Genomic DNA, 15,372 nt, shown 5'->3' with positions numbered 1-15,372 from the left:
TGACCTTCTTTATTCTTCTTTTTCTAATGCCAATCGCCCCGCAAAACGTTGCGTAAGCGTAGCTTGAATTTGTTCAACCTGCACGGGATTTATTGCCCAACGAAGTTCGATTTTCTCGCCAAATTGCTGATCGAGTATCTCAATATCCCAATCCTGCAGTAAGTGACTGAGCGTATTAAATTGCTCATATTCGCACTGCAAGCGGTAGTTTTCTCGCAATACTTTGCGAACCGTCTCAAGGCTTAACAACGCCTGTTGCACTCCGTTACCATAAGCCTTGACCAGTCCGCCCGTGCCAAGTTGAATACCGCCATAATAACGTACCACCACGGCAGTGATTTCGCCCAAGCCAGAACCGAGCAAATAATTCAACATTGGCTTTCCTGCCGTGCCTGAAGGTTCGCCATCGTCCGAAAAACCATATTGTTGCGAATCGTTTGGCGTGCCCGCCACTGTCGCCCAACACCAATGGCGAGCGGACGAATGCAGTGCCTTCATTTCAGCTAAAAACGCCTTGGATTGCTCCATTCCCTCTGTGTGGCGAAGGTAGGTAATAAATCGGCTTTTTTTGATCTCTTCCTCAAAAATAGCCTCCGATTTCGGGATAAAAAATTCCATCCTATTCTCTTATTGCAACAAATTTGGCATATTTTAGCAAAAAAATGAGCGATGAGAAAAAACGAGTTTTCTGCTAAAATTCCCCCCATTATTCATTAACTTTATTCGATTATGTCAAAACTCAATATTATTTTTGCGGGCACGCCTGATTTCGCTGCTCAACACCTACAAGCCTTGCTTGATTCAGAACACAACGTCATCGCCGTTTACACTCAACCCGATAAACCTTCAGGTCGAGGCAAAAAACTGCAAGCTAGCCCTGTCAAACAGCTTGCCGAAGCACACAACATTCCCGTTTATCAGCCAAAATCCTTACGCAAAGAAGAGGTTCAAGTAGAACTTAAAGCCTTGAATGCTGATGTAATGGTGGTAGTGGCTTATGGTTTGATTCTGCCTGAATCTGTGTTGAAAGCACCCAAATATGGCTGCTTAAACGTGCACGGTTCGATTCTGCCACGCTGGCGTGGTGCTGCACCAATTCAGCGTGCGATTTGGGCAGGCGATAGCCAAACTGGCGTGACGATTATGCAGATGGATATTGGCTTGGACACAGGTGATATGTTGTACAAGGTTTATACCGATATTTTACCGACTGAAACCTCTGCTTCTCTTTATCAAAAACTTGCCGAGCTTGCTCCGCCAGCATTATTAGAGGTGTTAAACGGGTTAGAAAATCAGCAATTCAAACCTGAAAAACAAGATGATGATTTAGCCAATTACGCCGAAAAACTCACCAAAGAAGAAGCAAAATTAGACTGGAATTTGCTTGCTTGTCAGTTGGAACGCAATATCCGAGCCTTCAATCCTGCCCCAATTGCCTTCTTAACCGTGAACGTGAATGGCAATGAAGAACGAATAAAAGTTTATCAAGCCAATGTGTTACCACACCAAGAAAAAGTACTTGGCACTGTGATTGCCTTTGATAAAACAGGCTTGAAAATTGCCACTCAAGATGGTGTATTAAACATTACGCAACTTCAACCACAAGGCAAAAAACCGATGTCGGTGCAAGATTTCTTAAACGGACGATCAGATTGGTTTAAGGTGGGAGAAGTATTAAATTAAAGAAAGTGGTCGTTCGATACGACCATTTTTATGGATAGAACAAAACCCTGTAAATTTGCAGGGTTTTATGTTTTTTAGACCGCTTGTAGAATTACAGGCTTAATGTTAAGTACGCTACAACGACCGTGTAAAGTGCAGATAATCCGTAGAAAATCACGCCGCCTGCTGGGAGGTGTACTTTTAAGTCGTGTAAGCCGTGGTGAACACGGTGCATACCTGCCCACATTGGGAAGATGGTTAACACTAAAATTGCTAATTTACCAATCCAAGTGTGTGCGAATGCGACGATGGTTTGTGCATCAACGATACCAAATGGTAACAATAATGCGAAGATTAAAATCACCACAGGGAAGAAGAACGCACTGACTGAGCCGCCTGCACTAAAGAGTAACCATGCGGGCGGTTCGTTTGATTTTACCGCTTTGTTAATAACGTCTTGTTTGCTCATATTTCACTCCTATAACGCAAGGGCTAATACGATGATGCTAATTACCGCGGTGATACCCCACATAATTTTCGCACCCGTTGCCACAGGTAATTTTTCACCTTTTACCATAATGCCCAACACTTGTGGGGTCATAACGAAGAGAGTTGCTGCGTGTAATAACATTGCGGCTAAGCTCACAAGGTTTAAGATGATTACAACTGGATTTTTTAAGAAATCCACGAAGCTAGTATCAAATGTGCCATTACCTAAAGCGATCACACCATAAAGTAAAATTAGGCAGAACCAAACGGTTGGGATCGCTGTTGCTTCACGCACCATATAGAATTTGTAGAAGCCAAGTTTTGTCCACCAATTAGCTTTTACTTCACGCACATAGGCTTTGCGTTTTGTTGCTGTTGTCATAATTCCCCCTAGCCTTTTGGTTTTAACATTGAGATCACGTAGTCTTTCGCACTTTCAAGTTTGCCTTGGTTAATTGCTGAAGCAGGACCGACGTGTTTTGGACATACTTCTGAGCAGTAACCAACAAAAGTACAGCTCCATACGCCATTTTGTGAGCTTAAGAGCTTCATACGTTGTTCACGACCGTTATCACGGTTATCTAAGTTATAACGGTGAGCCAAGGTTAAGGCAGCAGGACCGATAAACTCTGGGTTTAAACCAAATTGAGGACAAGCAGCGTAGCATAAACCACAGTTGATACACATTGAGAATTGACGATATTTCTCAAGCTGTGCTGGAGTTTGTTTAGTACGCTGACCTACTGGTGCTTTGTTGTCAATGATGTATGGCTGAATCGCTTCAATACTGTCGATGAAGTGACTTAAATCTACCACTAAGTCACGTTCAATTGGGAAGTTTTGTAGGGGTTCAATTCGCATATAACCACTGTAGTCACGTAAGAAGGTTTTACACGCCAATTTTGGTTTGCCGTTGACCATCATACCGCAAGAACCACAGATCGCCATACGGCAAGACCAACGGTAAGATAACTCTGGTTGTAACTCATCTTTGATGAAGTTTAACGCATCTAAGAGTGAAGTTTGACCATCATACGGCACTTCATATTTTTCTAAATGTGGTTCACTATCCACTTCTGGATTGTAGCGAAGCACTTCAATCGTCATTTTTTCCATAGCTATCCCCTATTTTTGTTGTGCCGCTTTTTTCGCTGCTTCTTGAGCCGCACCTTCTGCACCGTACACACGTTTTGCAGGTTGAGATTTGGTAATTTTCACATCACTGTATTTGATGGTTGGTTTGCCATCTGCATTGTAGAATGCTTGGGTGTGTTTTAAGTAGTTCACATCATCACGTTCAGTAAAGTCTAAACGTTGGTGTGCACCACGTGATTCTTTACGTTCAACCGCTGAACACGCAATAGATTGTGCTACGTCTAAGATAAAGCCAAGTTCGATTTTGTAGAGTAAGTCAGTATTAAATACGCTTGATTTATCTTTCACGCTGATGCGTTTATAACGTTCTTTAAGCTCTTCGATTTTGTTAACCGCACCTTCCATACCTTCTTGTGTACGATAGATACCACAACCTTCTTCCATTGCATCGCCCATTTGGTTACGAATGTCTGAGTAAGATTCGTTACCTTCTTGGTTCGCAAGATTGGTTAAGCGTGCAACTACATCTTTTGCTTGTGCATCGATTTGTGCTTGGTTTGCAGGACCTGCTTCTAACGCACGGTGTGCCGCATTTTCACCCGCCACTTTACCGAATACCACAAGCTCAGCTAATGAGTTAGAACCTAAGCGGTTTGCACCGTGTAAGCCCGAAGAAGCACACTCACCCACTGCATATAAACCTTTGATTGAGGTTTCAGCATGCATATCCACTTCAATACCACCCATAGTGTAGTGAACCACTGGGCGCACTGGGATTGGTTGAGTTACTGGATCCACACCTTCATAAGCACGAGCTAATTCGCAGATGAACGGTAAACGTTCGGTTAAGTGTTTTTCACCTAAGTGACGTAAGTCTAAGTGAACCACATCCACACCTTTTGCAGTTTTTAAGGTGTTACCTTTTTTCCATTCTTGCCAGAATGCTTGAGAAACACGGTCGCGAGGGCCTAATTCCATATATTTGTTTTCTGGTTTGCCGATTGGGGTTTCTGGTCCTAAGCCGTAATCTTGAAGATAACGGTAGCCATCTTTATTGACCAAGATACCACCTTCACCACGACAACCTTCGGTCATCAAAATACCTGTATTCGGTAAGCCTGTTGGGTGATATTGAACGAATTCCATATCACGCAATGCCACACCGTGACGATACGCCATAGATAATCCATCACCCGTTACGATACCACCGTTGGTATTGAAACGATAAGTGCGGCAACCCCCACCTGTTGCGATAACCACCGCAGATGCGTTGATTTGCACTAATGTGCCTTCCATCATATTCATCGCCACACAACCGCGAGCTTCTCCGTTGTCGGTTAAAATATCTAATACAAAGTGCTCATCGAAACGCACGATGTTAGGGTATTTCATTGAAGTTTGGAAAAGCGTATGCAAAATGTGGAAACCTGTTTTATCGGCTGCGAACCAAGTACGCTCAATTTTCATCCCACCGAAACGACGCACGTTCACTTCACCATCTTCACGACGGCTCCAAGGGCAGCCCCAACGTTCTAATTGGGTCATTTCAATTGGAGAATGCTCTACAAAGTATTCCACAATGTCTTGTTCACATAACCAGTCGCCACCGCCTACGGTATCGTTAAAGTGGTTATCGAATGAGTCGTTATCTTTAATTACCGCTGCTGAACCGCCTTCTGCTGCTACTGTATGGCTACGCATTGGGTAAACTTTTGAAATTAAAGCGATTTTTAAGTTCGGATTTGCTTCTGCTGCTGCAATTGCTGCACGTAAGCCACCGCCACCAGCACCTACAATCGCGACATCAAAATTAACACTTTGCATATTCACTCCAAAATAATAGGTAAAAACATAAAAAGTAAGCTTATTCTGCCACTTTAGAGGTACAAGAGGAAGTCATTTTACAATTTTTTAACAGAAACTAACCTCTTTTATGATCTAACTCAAAAAATGAACAATAGTGAGAATAATACTTAATTATCAATGTATTGATTTACGTTATTTTTTTGAATTCATCTCAAAAGAGGTAAATTTTTGATCTATCCCCCCCAAAAAATTACATAGTTGTTATAAACTGCAACAACTTTTATTTCACTGATTAAATTATTTGCTTTTGGAATATTATTTTATGAAATCAGATATTAAATAGATTCCATTACTGATTATTACCGCAATTAGTATTGGTCTATGGCAACTTGCTCCACCTGAAGGCTTATCTGTTTCTAGGTGGCATACTGTAATTATTTTCGTGCAACCATCGTTGCCATTATTTGCAAAGTGGGCGAAATCGGCTTACTCGGGATTATCACTCTAAAGTGGGGACATTCTTAGTAAGCTGTATCGGGAATATGAACGACATCAAAAAGAAAAAGGTGCGTGGGATACCTTAATACGGTTCGCAGCACTCTTAATGAGGCAATTTAACTCCAAACCTTATGTTTTACTAAATGGTTCGGTGAGTTAATGGGACAACAAATCAGCGTATTCTTAGACAATATCAACTGGATTGTGCTGGTAACGCATAAATCGCAGCACTTTGCAGCGTATCACTCGGCGTAGGCTTAAGCTTAAACGTATCACTGGCACAGCTCGCTCTTTCAATGGCTGCTAGCAGTCGTTTATCTTGCCCACTTACCCAATAGACCCACGCCTGCGGCCCAATCCTTTTCGGTGTTGGTTTAATTTGGTGGAAAATGTTTTTAGATTGGATGCTTGAATAACCGTGGGAATTGACTCCCACGGTTTATTTTTAATTCATTTCTTTCCTTTATAATGTTAATCTTCATCTGCAATATCAAATCTATGACGCAATCCTGCATTGTAAAGAGCCTGATTAGCTTCTTTTAGCAGTTCTAACCTTTCTTTATGGGTAATATGGTAGATTGATTTTTGATGAATAGCACCATGTAGTCTAAATAGCATCACATCTGAGCGATCAGAGCCTTGTTTGATAAGCTCAATAAAAGTGTTCATATAGCCTTTCTGTCTAAATTGCTCCACATTTTTGATATTAATACGCTTTAATATTCGCTCCATTTTTATGTTCATATTAGCTAATGAACGCACTTGCGTTTTACGTTTTTCCTCTTCAAGTCGTTGTTGGTTTGTAAGCTCATCTAAAATAGAGGTCAGCCAAATAGAAAAATTTGGCGTTTCTAAAGCAAATTTATAAGACATTGCATAAAAATTTTTAGTATTTATACCAACATCATGATCTTGAAGTGGATAAGTTCCTTCAAGTTGCTGAATTTCTGCTTTTGAGTTTGTAGATGCACGTAAAAAGACCATATTATTTTTATATAAAGCCAACATAAATCCATTGGCAAAAACGGCATAATAAGAAAAGTAAGTTTTAATTTTAACTTTCCCTACGATAGGTTCAAAAAGAGTAGAAATGGGTTGCTCAACAGCTTGAATAGGTTGCATTTGTTCTCCTGAAAATATCAATAATTTTGTTAAATAAAAAATATTTTTAATAAATACCTGAGTATGTATGATCGTTTCAACTACATTTTTTCAAAAATGTGAACTCGCTCGAAAATTTAAGAAAAATATTTTTAAATAACATAGAAATTTGAGATGTTTCAAAATAGTCTAGTTTGTGATAAGAGATGCTAAAATTTTTTTGCCTAAAAAGTGGTTCAAAAAATTATCAAATTTGCAGAAAAAAGAGTTGCTAAAATAGGTTTTTGCCTGTATTATACAGCCACTTTTCTCGTGCATCTTCGCGAGAAGGTGTATAGTTAAGTCGTTTGATGTAATCATTTATCAAATGGTGTTGCCAATTAGGTAGCACAATAATGTTCCTGATTTTGGAACTATAATTGGTGTAACTGAGCTCCCTTATTCTTTTTAGATAAGTGGTAGTTTGGTTTTTTTATTAGCTAAATTTTAATGGAGCTCTGGTCTAATGCAGAACCAAAGAATCCGTATCCGCTTAAAGGCGTTTGATCATCGTTTAATTGATCAATCAACAGCGGAGATCGTAGAAACAGCTAAACGTACTGGTGCACAAGTTCGTGGTCCAATTCCTTTACCAACTCGTAAAGAACGTTTCACGGTATTGATTTCTCCACACGTTAACAAAGATGCGCGTGACCAATATGAAATCCGTACTCACAAACGTTTAGTTGATATTGTTGAACCAACAGAAAAAACTGTTGATGCATTAATGCGTTTAGATCTAGCTGCTGGCGTTGATGTTCAGATTAGTCTAGGTTAATTGGGAATTTTAAGAGGTTATTACAATGATTGGTTTAATCGGTCGTAAAGTTGGTATGACCCGCGTTTTCACTGAAGACGGCGTGTCTATTCCAGTTACCGTTATCGAAATCGAAGCCAACCGTGTTACTCAAGTTAAAACCCTTGAAAACGATGGCTATTCTGCAATTCAAGTTACTACTGGTACTAAAAAAGCTAGTCGTGTAACTAAGCCAGAAGCAGGCCATTTCGTGAAAGCAGGTGTTGAAGCTGGTCGCGGTTTATGGGAATTTCGTACTGAAGGTGAAGAATTCACTTTAGGTCAAGAAATCAATGTTGACATCTTCACTGATGTTAAGAAAGTCGATGTTACTGGTACATCTAAAGGTAAAGGTTTCCAAGGTGGTGTTAAACGTTGGAACTTCCGTACTCAAGATGCTACACATGGTAACTCTTTATCACACCGTGTACTTGGTTCTATTGGTCAAAACCAAACTCCAGGTCGTGTGTTTAAAGGCAAAAAAATGGCTGGACACTTAGGTGCTGAGCGTGTAACTGTTCAATCACTTGAAGTTGTTCGTGTAGATGCTGAGCGTAAATTATTATTAGTTAAAGGTGCTGTTCCAGGCGCAACTAATAGTGATGTTATTGTTAAACCAGCAGTTAAAGCATAAGTCTAGGAGATAGAGATGGAATTACAAGTTGTTGGTGCAAACGCACTCACTGTTTCTGAAACTACCTTCGGACGTGAGTTTAACGAAGCGTTAATCCACCAAGTAGTTGTTGCTTACGCAGCAGGTGCTCGTCAAGGTTCGCGTGCACAAAAAACTCGTGCTGAAGTGTCTGGTTCAGGCAAAAAACCTTGGCGTCAAAAAGGTACAGGTCGTGCACGTTCTGGTGACATCAAATCACCAATCTGGCGTTCTGGTGGTATCACTTTCGCAGCGAAACCACAAGATCACAGTCAAAAAGTGAACAAAAAAATGTACCGTGGTGCAATCAAAAGCATTCTTTCTGAATTAGTTCGTCAAGATCGTTTAGTGGTTGTTGAGAAATTCGAAATCGATGCACCTAAAACTAAAGTTTTAGCACAAAAATTAAAAGAGATGGCGTTAACTGACGCTTTAATCATTACTGCAAACTTAGATGAAAATCTATTCTTAGCAGCACGCAACTTATATAAAGTAGACGTTCGTGATGTTCAAGCAATCGACCCAGTTAGCTTAATCGCTTTTGATAAAGTGGTTGTAACTGTTGATGCAGTAAAACAAATTGAGGAGATGCTAGCATGATTCAACAAGAACGTTTGCTAAAAGTGCTTAAAGCACCTCATATCTCTGAGAAAGCGACAAGCAACGCTGAAAAAGGTAACACAATTGTATTTAAAGTTGCATTAGATGCTAATAAAGTAGAAATTGCAAATGCGGTTGAAGCACTTTTCGAAGTTAAAGTTGATTCTGTACGTACAGTGGTTGTTAAAGGTAAAACTAAACGTCACGGTGCAAAATCAGGTCGTCGTAGTGACTGGAAAAAAGCTTATGTAACTCTTCAAGAAGGTCAATCACTTGACTTCGTTGAAGGTGCGGCAGAGTAATTCGGAGGAATAGAAAACTATGGCTATCGTTAAATGTAAGCCGACCTCCGCTGGTCGTCGTCATGTAGTTAAAGTTGTTAATGCAGAACTTCACAAAGGGAAACCTTTCGCTGCACTTTTAGATACTAAATCTAAGACTGGTGGTCGTAACAACTTAGGTCGTATCACGACCCGCCACATCGGTGGTGGTCACAAACAACATTATCGTTTAGTTGATTTCAAACGTAACAAGTTAGAAATCCCAGCGGTAGTTGAGCGTTTAGAATACGATCCAAACCGTTCTGCTAACATTGCGTTAGTTCTTTATAAAGATGGTGAACGCCGTTATATCTTAGCACCAAAAGGTTTATCTGCTGGTGATACGATTCAAGCAGGTGCTTCAGCTCCGATTAAAGTAGGTAACGCATTACCTATGCGTAACATCCCAGTTGGTACAACTGTACACAACGTGGAATTAAAACCTGGTAAAGGTGGTCAAATTGCACGTTCTGCGGGTGCTAGCGTACAAATTATCGCACGTGAAGGTAACTATGTAACTTTACGTCTTCGTTCAGGCGAAATGCGTAAAGTATTAGCTGATTGTTTCGCAACAATCGGTGAAGTAGGTAACTCTGAACATATGCTTCGCGTTCTTGGTAAAGCAGGTGCTAACCGCTGGAGAGGCGTTCGCCCAACAGTTCGTGGTACTGCAATGAACCCAGTAGACCACCCACACGGTGGTGGTGAAGGCCGTAACTTTGGTAAACATCCAGTTACACCTTGGGGCGTTCAAACCAAAGGTAAGAAAACTCGTCACAACAAACGTACTGATAAATACATCGTACGTCGTCGTGGCAAATAATTTTATTCATTAAAAAGAGGATAACCCATGCCACGTTCTCTCAAGAAAGGTCCTTTCCTTGACCTACACTTGTTGAAGAAGGTAGAGAAGGCGGTGGAAAGCGGGGATAAAAAACCAATTAAAACTTGGTCCCGTCGTTCAATGATCATTCCATCAATGATTGGTTTGACCATCGCAGTCCATAATGGTCGTCAGCACGTTCCAGTTTATGTATCAGACGAAATGATCGGTCATAAACTTGGTGAATTTGCACCGACTCGTACATACCGCGGTCACGCCGCAGATAAGAAAGCTAAGAAATAAGAGGTAAAAGATGGAAACTATTGCTAAACATCGTTACGCTCGTACTTCTGCCCAAAAAGCTCGCTTAGTTGCTGATTTAATTCGCGGTAAAAAAGTTTCTGCAGCATTAGAAATCTTAACTTTTACTAACAAAAAAGCAGCGGCTTTAGTTAAGAAAGTATTAGAATCAGCTATCGCAAACGCAGAGCACAATGACGGTGCAGATGTAGATGATCTTAAAGTTGCTAAGATTTTCGTTGATGAAGGTCCAAGCATGAAACGTGTTATGCCACGTGCAAAAGGTCGTGCAGATCGTATTTTAAAACGTACTAGCCACATCACTGTGGTTGTATCAGATCGTTAATCAGTAGGAGAATAACAATGGGTCAGAAAGTACATCCTAATGGTATTCGCCTTGGTATTGTTAAACCTTGGAACTCTACTTGGTTCGCGAATACACAAGATTTCGCTGATAACTTAGACGGCGACTTCAAAGTACGTAAATTCTTAAACAAAGAGTTAGCGAACGCTTCAGTATCACGTATCACTATTGAACGTCCTGCGAAAAGCATTCGTGTAACTATCCACACAGCTCGTCCTGGTATCGTTATCGGTAAAAAAGGCGAAGATGTTGAAAAATTACGTAACGCAGTAGCGAAAATCGCAGGCGTTCCAGCACAAATCAACATCGCTGAAGTGAAAAAACCAGAGCTAGATGCGAAATTAGTAGCAGATAGCATCGCTTCTCAACTTGAGCGTCGTGTTATGTTCCGCCGTGCAATGAAACGTGCAGTACAAAACGCAATGAAATTAGGTGCTAAAGGTATCAAAGTTGAAGTTAGCGGTCGTTTAGGTGGTGCAGAAATTGCTCGCTCAGAATGGTATCGTGAAGGTCGTGTACCTCTACATACTCTTCGTGCAGACATCGATTATAACACTGCAGAAGCTCACACAACTTACGGCGTAATCGGCGTTAAAGTTTGGATCTTCAAAGGTGAAATTCTTGGTGGTATGGCGGCAGTGATCGAATCTGAAAAAGAACCAGCGGCACAGCCTAAAAAGGCGCCACGTGGCAAAGGTCGTAAATAAGGAGAATCACTGAATGTTACAACCAAAACGCACAAAATTCCGTAAAGTACACAAAGGCCGTAACCGTGGTATCGCGGGCGGTACTGAAGTGAGCTTCGGTACATTCGGTTTAAAAGCAGTTGGTCGTGGTCGTTTAACAGCACGTCAAATCGAAGCAGCGCGTCGAGCGATGACTCGTGCAGTTAAACGTCAAGGTAAAATCTGGATCCGTGTGTTCCCAGATAAACCAATTACTGAAAAACCATTAGAAGTCCGTATGGGTAAAGGTAAAGGTAACGTTGAGTACTGGGTAGCTTTAATCCAACCGGGTAAAGTATTATATGAAATGGATGGTGTTTCTGAAGAAATCGCGCGTCAAGCATTTGCATTAGCGGCAGCGAAATTACCAATGAAAACCACATTTGTAACTAAGACGGTGATGTAATGAAAGCTCAAGAACTACGTAACAAAAATGTTGAAGAGCTGAATGCTGAGTTAGTAAACCTTTTAGGTGAACAATTCAAATTGCGTATGCAAGCAGCCACCGGTCAGCTTCAACAAACCCACCAGTTAAAACAAGTGCGTCGTAGTATTGCACAAGTTAAAACTGTATTAACCGAGAAGGCGGGTGAGTAATGACTGATAAAATTCGCACAGTACAAGGTAAAGTAGTAAGCGACAAAATGGACAAATCATTTGTTGTTGCAATTGAACGTACGGTAAAACACCCGTTATACGGTAAATTTATCCGTCGTACAACTAAATTACACGTACATGATGAAAACAACGAAGCTAAATTAGGTGATGTAGTTGAAATCAAGGAATGTCGTCCTGTTTCAAAAACAAAAGCACACACTTTAGTTCGTGTTGTTGAGAAAGCAGTAGCTTAATCAGCAAATAAATTAAGCCCTCTAGCAGCAATGCTGGAGGGCTTTTTTATTGCTTTTAATATGTTTGAGATAGCCTATTGACAGGCTAGAGGCTAGAGGCTAGAGGCTAGAGGCTAGAATGGCTAGAAATATATTTTTGAATGTCAAGAAATTTAATCTAAATCATTTAAGTGAGATTATTTATGGCAATTAAAGCAAAAGGATTATGTCCATTTTGTAATGAATTTATTAAAGCAAGCACAATAGAAACTAATTATTTGCGTCGGGATAAATGTAAGTGTCCAGAATGTAAGAATTTTATTTATATTTGTAGAATGCCTGGATGTAATAATTATGCAAAGGGTGGAGAAATTTGGGACGATGAACTTTGCCCAAGCTGCACAAATTCTCTTGATGGCAGAGTTGCCTCAGTGGCTACATTAGGTGTAACTTTGTTCGCTTTATTCGGGAAAGATGAGAAAAAATAGGAGAATGTAAATGGGAATTTTCGATTTTTTCAGTAGCCATCCGCCAGTTAAGGATACTGTAGGGATGGTTGCTTATGGTGGTTCTAAAAAAGATGGTAGTCATGATCATCGAACAAATAAGGGAGCTGATAGAACACCGGCGCAAAAAGCTGGTGATCAAAAACGCACTAAATAAAAATTTAATTTGAGATCATATTAGATGAAATTTTATTATTTAATAGGATAATAAAGTAAGCTAAGTAAAAATAATAGGTGTTATTTATAACACCTATTTTTATATAAGGAATAAAATAATGGCATTTTGTGCATATCGTTCTAAAGCAATTCATACTTCAGAAAATGATACATTTATAAAAATATGTAAACAATTACATGGTATTTATCATAATAAAAAAGATGAAGTCTATGTTCTCGGAGGGGTGGATTTTAGTGCATATAATGCTAAAAAAGGAAGAGATGAGCTTTATAATATTGATATTCTTATTTATATAAATGGAACACTCACTGTCGTTGATGTAAAGGGCTATGGCGGTGCATTGATAAAATGTGGAAAAGATGATGAGTGGGCATTCGCTGATGATAAAGAGCAACGTAAAGGAAAGGGAGGAAGCCAAAAGAATCCATATAAACAAATCCTTAGGAACAAAATTGGGTTGGTGAATCTATTAATGGATAGAAAAATTGGTAATATTAAAAACATAAACTTTGCTTTCACAAAAATATTTGGTTGTGTTTTATTTACACAGCCAATAATGCAATTGGATTATATTAATGAAACTATGCTAGATTTAAGTATTAGAAAAAGTTTTAAAGTTTCTGATATGGTTCATTTTCATGATACTATTGATAGTTTCCATAATAATTCCGATCTTTCAGGTAGAGATATTGAATTATTATCACTTTATTTAAATTTAGAACCGTATGTAATTATCAATAATAATATAAAATTGAAAAATAAAGAATAAAACTCTGAATTAAAAGAAGAGATATATAATTTATTATCAAAGTTAAAGGTTAGACAAAAACAATTGAATGACTATTCTTCCTTAATTAATGATGTTAGGGTTGATTATGAAAAAAACACAGAATTAAAAGAGTCAATTTCTAAATTAAGAAGTTATAATAAAAAGGATATTGAAGAGTATATTTTAGATGATATAAAGGATAATTATAATAGGGTTGTTAAAGATATCATTCCTAACCTTATAGATAGCATTAATTATTCAATTAGAACGATGCAATATAAATTTGATGTAGTGTCTGAATATGGTGGTTATACTGAATATGGTGGTTATACTGAATATGCTAGGGAGCATATAGAGAAATTAATCTTAGAATTTGAAGAAGATATTAGTCTGATTGAAAGTGATAAAAGATTTAAATTTTTAAGATCAATTTATAAGAACCCAAGTTGGTTTAATAGTATTAATGGTGAGTTGAATGAGATTATTAATAATATAGAATGTAAATTAGAAGAGGAAAAGCATTCTCAAAATAAAAAAATTCTATTAGAAAATGAAAGAAAACGATTAGAGCGAGAAAATAAAGAACAGGAAAAGAAAGTAAGGAAAGAGAATGTTTTATCTAAGAAAGATATTTTTAATGATAGATTATGTTTATTAAATAACAAATTTGAAAATAAAGTAATACAAGATGAAAATATTCAAAAAGAGCTTATGTTGTTGTCTAGAGATTTTAATTCTGAGTTTCCTAATTTAATTCAAGAATCCAAAGAATTTGATTCTTTTTATATTGATTTTTTAGAGCAGGAGATATATAAATGGGGGAATGAGTATCTAATAAAACTCAATTCTTTCTCTAATGAAGTTCGTAATATGATTGAAGATAATCAAAAAGAGGTAACAATATCTTTCTTGAGAGAAAGTATTCCTATGTTTTATACTATTCTCGCTATTTTTTTGTTTGTTCCCACGATATATCATCTAGTGAATAATGCTTCTATATTGACTTGGGGTTTGTTGATTGTATGTTGTGTGGTGTTATGTTTAGTTACAAAAATTATTATGCAGAAATTTGAATGGGGAATTCATATATTAAGATTTTCTGGTTTGCTTATATTAAGCCTAGGCATGTCAATATTTGTTTCTATGTGGTTGACTATTCTAATAGATGTTAGTCTAATTTTTCTTGATTTTCATGGAGAGAAATTTGCGTATAAATATATAAGGAGAAATAAGAATATATAAAAATTTTTAAGTAGATTTGTAACTATTTTGTCTACTATTCCTGTGTTTATAGAAACTGGAAACAGGCGAACATTTCTCCACATTAATTTGCAAATCGCATCAGGAAAATGACCGCTTGTTTTATTCTTTCAAATTACTCAACCGTCACCGATTTCGCGAGGTTACGTGGCTGATCCACATCAGTCCCTTTAATTAACGCAACGTGGTATGAGAGTAGTTGCAGTGGTGCGGTGTAGAAAATTGGAACAGTTACTTCATCAACTTTCGGGAACACCAAGCTTTTGTAGCCTAAGCCTGCATCGTGGTCGGCGAAGATAAATAATTGACCGCCGCGTGCTTTCACTTCTTCAATGTTAGATTTCACTTTTCCCGATTGCCTATGCAATTTCGTTGTTGTCGTTTGGCTTAACGGGCTTGTTGCTGCTTTCCGAACTCATGGCGGCATTGTTAATCGACTATTTCTATTAAGATAAGCAGATTGATTTATGGCAATGGTGCGGGGTAGGCTTAACACTATTGGTGATTTATTTAGGGTCAAGGAAGTAAAAAATAAGGCGAACACGATGTTCGCCTTTAT

General features: G+C 38.6%; 23 protein-coding genes and 1 pseudogene. 16 read left to right on the top strand and 8 right to left on the bottom strand.

The window, feature by feature from the left end; translation table 11 throughout:
* Window positions 1-9: 9 nt before the first annotated feature.
* Entirely contained in the window at window positions 10-618 is a 609-nt protein-coding gene (locus DPV92_RS06790; RefSeq protein WP_111354218.1) for a YigZ family protein, read from the bottom strand.
* A 111-nt stretch (window positions 619-729) separates the two neighbouring features.
* On the opposite strand from DPV92_RS06790, the gene fmt reads away from it, so the two are divergent.
* Window positions 730-1,683, top strand: coding sequence for a methionyl-tRNA formyltransferase (gene fmt, locus DPV92_RS06785; protein WP_111354217.1), 954 nt, complete (start codon window positions 730-732; stop codon window positions 1,681-1,683).
* A 91-nt stretch (window positions 1,684-1,774) separates the two neighbouring features.
* Here fmt and frdD read toward each other — a convergent pair whose 3' ends face one another.
* From frdD to DPV92_RS06755, 6 genes are all read right to left on the bottom strand, one after another.
* A complete protein-coding gene (gene frdD, locus DPV92_RS06780) occupies window positions 1,775-2,131 on the bottom strand; it encodes a fumarate reductase subunit FrdD (protein WP_111354216.1) in 357 nt (118 codons plus the stop codon).
* A 9-nt stretch (window positions 2,132-2,140) separates the two neighbouring features.
* The gene (gene frdC / locus DPV92_RS06775) at window positions 2,141-2,533 is read right to left on the bottom strand and encodes a fumarate reductase subunit FrdC (RefSeq protein WP_111354215.1); all 393 of its coding nucleotides are present in this window, start codon (window positions 2,531-2,533) and stop codon (window positions 2,141-2,143) included.
* Between the two features lie 8 nt (window positions 2,534-2,541).
* Window positions 2,542-3,267, bottom strand: a complete 726-nt coding sequence (locus tag DPV92_RS06770; protein ID WP_111354214.1) for a succinate dehydrogenase/fumarate reductase iron-sulfur subunit — start codon at window positions 3,265-3,267, stop codon at window positions 2,542-2,544.
* A 9-nt stretch (window positions 3,268-3,276) separates the two neighbouring features.
* On the bottom strand, window positions 3,277-5,070 hold the full coding sequence (gene frdA / locus DPV92_RS06765) for a fumarate reductase (quinol) flavoprotein subunit (RefSeq protein WP_111354213.1): 1,794 nt from the start codon (window positions 5,068-5,070) through the stop codon (window positions 3,277-3,279).
* A gap of 673 nt (window positions 5,071-5,743) precedes the next feature.
* Window positions 5,744-5,986 (bottom strand): hypothetical protein, encoded by a 243-nt coding sequence (locus tag DPV92_RS06760; RefSeq protein WP_111354212.1) that lies wholly within the window; start codon window positions 5,984-5,986, stop codon window positions 5,744-5,746.
* A 35-nt stretch (window positions 5,987-6,021) separates the two neighbouring features.
* Complete coding sequence (locus DPV92_RS06755) at window positions 6,022-6,672, bottom strand: TfoX/Sxy family DNA transformation protein (protein WP_111354211.1); 651 nt, start codon at window positions 6,670-6,672, stop codon at window positions 6,022-6,024.
* A gap of 484 nt (window positions 6,673-7,156) precedes the next feature.
* Between DPV92_RS06755 and rpsJ the strand changes: the two genes are divergently transcribed.
* From rpsJ to DPV92_RS06685, 15 genes are all read left to right on the top strand, one after another.
* The gene (gene rpsJ, locus DPV92_RS06750; protein ID WP_001181005.1) at window positions 7,157-7,468 is read left to right on the top strand and encodes a 30S ribosomal protein S10; all 312 of its coding nucleotides are present in this window, start codon (window positions 7,157-7,159) and stop codon (window positions 7,466-7,468) included.
* Window positions 7,469-7,493: 25 nt separating this feature from the next.
* Window positions 7,494-8,120 (top strand): 50S ribosomal protein L3, encoded by a 627-nt coding sequence (gene rplC / locus DPV92_RS06745; RefSeq protein WP_005706393.1) that lies wholly within the window; start codon window positions 7,494-7,496, stop codon window positions 8,118-8,120.
* Window positions 8,121-8,135: 15 nt separating this feature from the next.
* Window positions 8,136-8,738 (top strand): 50S ribosomal protein L4, encoded by a 603-nt coding sequence (rplD, locus tag DPV92_RS06740; protein WP_005706452.1) that lies wholly within the window; start codon window positions 8,136-8,138, stop codon window positions 8,736-8,738.
* Window positions 8,735-9,040: a 50S ribosomal protein L23 gene (rplW, locus tag DPV92_RS06735; RefSeq protein ID WP_111354210.1), complete on the top strand. Its 306-nt coding sequence runs from the start codon at window positions 8,735-8,737 to the stop codon at window positions 9,038-9,040. The genes rplD and rplW overlap by 4 nt, the downstream gene beginning before the upstream one ends.
* 19 nt (window positions 9,041-9,059) lie before the next feature.
* A complete protein-coding gene (gene rplB, locus DPV92_RS06730) occupies window positions 9,060-9,881 on the top strand; it encodes a 50S ribosomal protein L2 (protein ID WP_005706404.1) in 822 nt (273 codons plus the stop codon).
* A gap of 27 nt (window positions 9,882-9,908) precedes the next feature.
* A complete protein-coding gene (gene rpsS / locus DPV92_RS06725) occupies window positions 9,909-10,184 on the top strand; it encodes a 30S ribosomal protein S19 (protein WP_005539416.1) in 276 nt (91 codons plus the stop codon).
* A gap of 10 nt (window positions 10,185-10,194) precedes the next feature.
* Window positions 10,195-10,527 (top strand): 50S ribosomal protein L22, encoded by a 333-nt coding sequence (gene rplV, locus DPV92_RS06720; RefSeq protein WP_005706427.1) that lies wholly within the window; start codon window positions 10,195-10,197, stop codon window positions 10,525-10,527.
* A gap of 17 nt (window positions 10,528-10,544) precedes the next feature.
* The gene (rpsC, locus tag DPV92_RS06715) at window positions 10,545-11,252 is read left to right on the top strand and encodes a 30S ribosomal protein S3 (RefSeq protein ID WP_005706400.1); all 708 of its coding nucleotides are present in this window, start codon (window positions 10,545-10,547) and stop codon (window positions 11,250-11,252) included.
* Window positions 11,253-11,265: 13 nt separating this feature from the next.
* Complete coding sequence (rplP, locus tag DPV92_RS06710; protein ID WP_005706445.1) at window positions 11,266-11,676, top strand: 50S ribosomal protein L16; 411 nt, start codon at window positions 11,266-11,268, stop codon at window positions 11,674-11,676.
* Window positions 11,676-11,867, top strand: coding sequence for a 50S ribosomal protein L29 (rpmC, locus tag DPV92_RS06705; protein ID WP_005706394.1), 192 nt, complete (start codon window positions 11,676-11,678; stop codon window positions 11,865-11,867). Before rplP ends, rpmC begins: the two co-directional genes overlap by 1 nt.
* Complete coding sequence (gene rpsQ / locus DPV92_RS06700) at window positions 11,867-12,121, top strand: 30S ribosomal protein S17 (protein WP_005706413.1); 255 nt, start codon at window positions 11,867-11,869, stop codon at window positions 12,119-12,121. The genes rpmC and rpsQ overlap by 1 nt, the downstream gene beginning before the upstream one ends.
* Window positions 12,122-12,303: 182 nt before the next feature.
* Complete coding sequence (locus DPV92_RS06695) at window positions 12,304-12,588, top strand: hypothetical protein (protein WP_111354209.1); 285 nt, start codon at window positions 12,304-12,306, stop codon at window positions 12,586-12,588.
* Window positions 12,589-12,598: 10 nt separating this feature from the next.
* Window positions 12,599-12,763: a hypothetical protein gene (locus tag DPV92_RS09860; RefSeq protein WP_192574186.1), complete on the top strand. Its 165-nt coding sequence runs from the start codon at window positions 12,599-12,601 to the stop codon at window positions 12,761-12,763.
* Between the two features lie 118 nt (window positions 12,764-12,881).
* On the top strand, window positions 12,882-13,553 hold the full coding sequence (locus DPV92_RS06690; protein ID WP_111354208.1) for an NERD domain-containing protein: 672 nt from the start codon (window positions 12,882-12,884) through the stop codon (window positions 13,551-13,553).
* Between the two features lie 63 nt (window positions 13,554-13,616).
* Window positions 13,617-14,795 (top strand): hypothetical protein, encoded by a 1,179-nt coding sequence (locus DPV92_RS06685; RefSeq protein ID WP_111354207.1) that lies wholly within the window; start codon window positions 13,617-13,619, stop codon window positions 14,793-14,795.
* A 133-nt stretch (window positions 14,796-14,928) separates the two neighbouring features.
* Here the strand turns inward: DPV92_RS06685 and DPV92_RS06680 are convergent.
* A pseudogene (locus DPV92_RS06680) lies at window positions 14,929-15,162 on the bottom strand (glutamine--fructose-6-phosphate transaminase (isomerizing)); the annotation flags it as partial.
* Window positions 15,163-15,372: the final 210 nt, after the last annotated feature.

Origin of the sequence: Pseudohaemophilus paraphrohaemolyticus (assembly GCF_003253115.1) — a bacterium.
GTDB classification, from domain to species: Bacteria; Pseudomonadota; Gammaproteobacteria; order Enterobacterales; family Pasteurellaceae; genus Haemophilus_A; species Haemophilus_A paraphrohaemolyticus_A.
This window is presented reverse-complemented; position numbering and strand designations above follow the sequence as displayed.

Coding starts and splice junctions, on each gene's coding strand:
- DPV92_RS06790 (WP_111354218.1), bottom strand. CDS start 618: ATGGAATTTTTTATCCCGAAATCGGAGGCTATTTTTGAGGAAGAGATC.
- fmt (WP_111354217.1), top strand. CDS start 730: ATGTCAAAACTCAATATTATTTTTGCGGGCACGCCTGATTTCGCTGCT.
- frdD (WP_111354216.1), bottom strand. CDS start 2,131: ATGAGCAAACAAGACGTTATTAACAAAGCGGTAAAATCAAACGAACCG.
- frdC (WP_111354215.1), bottom strand. CDS start 2,533: ATGACAACAGCAACAAAACGCAAAGCCTATGTGCGTGAAGTAAAAGCT.
- DPV92_RS06770 (WP_111354214.1), bottom strand. CDS start 3,267: ATGGAAAAAATGACGATTGAAGTGCTTCGCTACAATCCAGAAGTGGAT.
- frdA (WP_111354213.1), bottom strand. CDS start 5,070: ATGCAAAGTGTTAATTTTGATGTCGCGATTGTAGGTGCTGGTGGCGGT.
- DPV92_RS06755 (WP_111354211.1), bottom strand. CDS start 6,672: ATGCAACCTATTCAAGCTGTTGAGCAACCCATTTCTACTCTTTTTGAA.
- rpsJ (WP_001181005.1), top strand. CDS start 7,157: ATGCAGAACCAAAGAATCCGTATCCGCTTAAAGGCGTTTGATCATCGT.
- rplC (WP_005706393.1), top strand. CDS start 7,494: ATGATTGGTTTAATCGGTCGTAAAGTTGGTATGACCCGCGTTTTCACT.
- rplD (WP_005706452.1), top strand. CDS start 8,136: ATGGAATTACAAGTTGTTGGTGCAAACGCACTCACTGTTTCTGAAACT.
- rplW (WP_111354210.1), top strand. CDS start 8,735: ATGATTCAACAAGAACGTTTGCTAAAAGTGCTTAAAGCACCTCATATC.
- rplB (WP_005706404.1), top strand. CDS start 9,060: ATGGCTATCGTTAAATGTAAGCCGACCTCCGCTGGTCGTCGTCATGTA.
- rpsS (WP_005539416.1), top strand. CDS start 9,909: ATGCCACGTTCTCTCAAGAAAGGTCCTTTCCTTGACCTACACTTGTTG.
- rplV (WP_005706427.1), top strand. CDS start 10,195: ATGGAAACTATTGCTAAACATCGTTACGCTCGTACTTCTGCCCAAAAA.
- rpsC (WP_005706400.1), top strand. CDS start 10,545: ATGGGTCAGAAAGTACATCCTAATGGTATTCGCCTTGGTATTGTTAAA.
- rplP (WP_005706445.1), top strand. CDS start 11,266: ATGTTACAACCAAAACGCACAAAATTCCGTAAAGTACACAAAGGCCGT.
- rpmC (WP_005706394.1), top strand. CDS start 11,676: ATGAAAGCTCAAGAACTACGTAACAAAAATGTTGAAGAGCTGAATGCT.
- rpsQ (WP_005706413.1), top strand. CDS start 11,867: ATGACTGATAAAATTCGCACAGTACAAGGTAAAGTAGTAAGCGACAAA.
- DPV92_RS06695 (WP_111354209.1), top strand. CDS start 12,304: ATGGCAATTAAAGCAAAAGGATTATGTCCATTTTGTAATGAATTTATT.
- DPV92_RS09860 (WP_192574186.1), top strand. CDS start 12,599: ATGGGAATTTTCGATTTTTTCAGTAGCCATCCGCCAGTTAAGGATACT.
- DPV92_RS06690 (WP_111354208.1), top strand. CDS start 12,882: ATGGCATTTTGTGCATATCGTTCTAAAGCAATTCATACTTCAGAAAAT.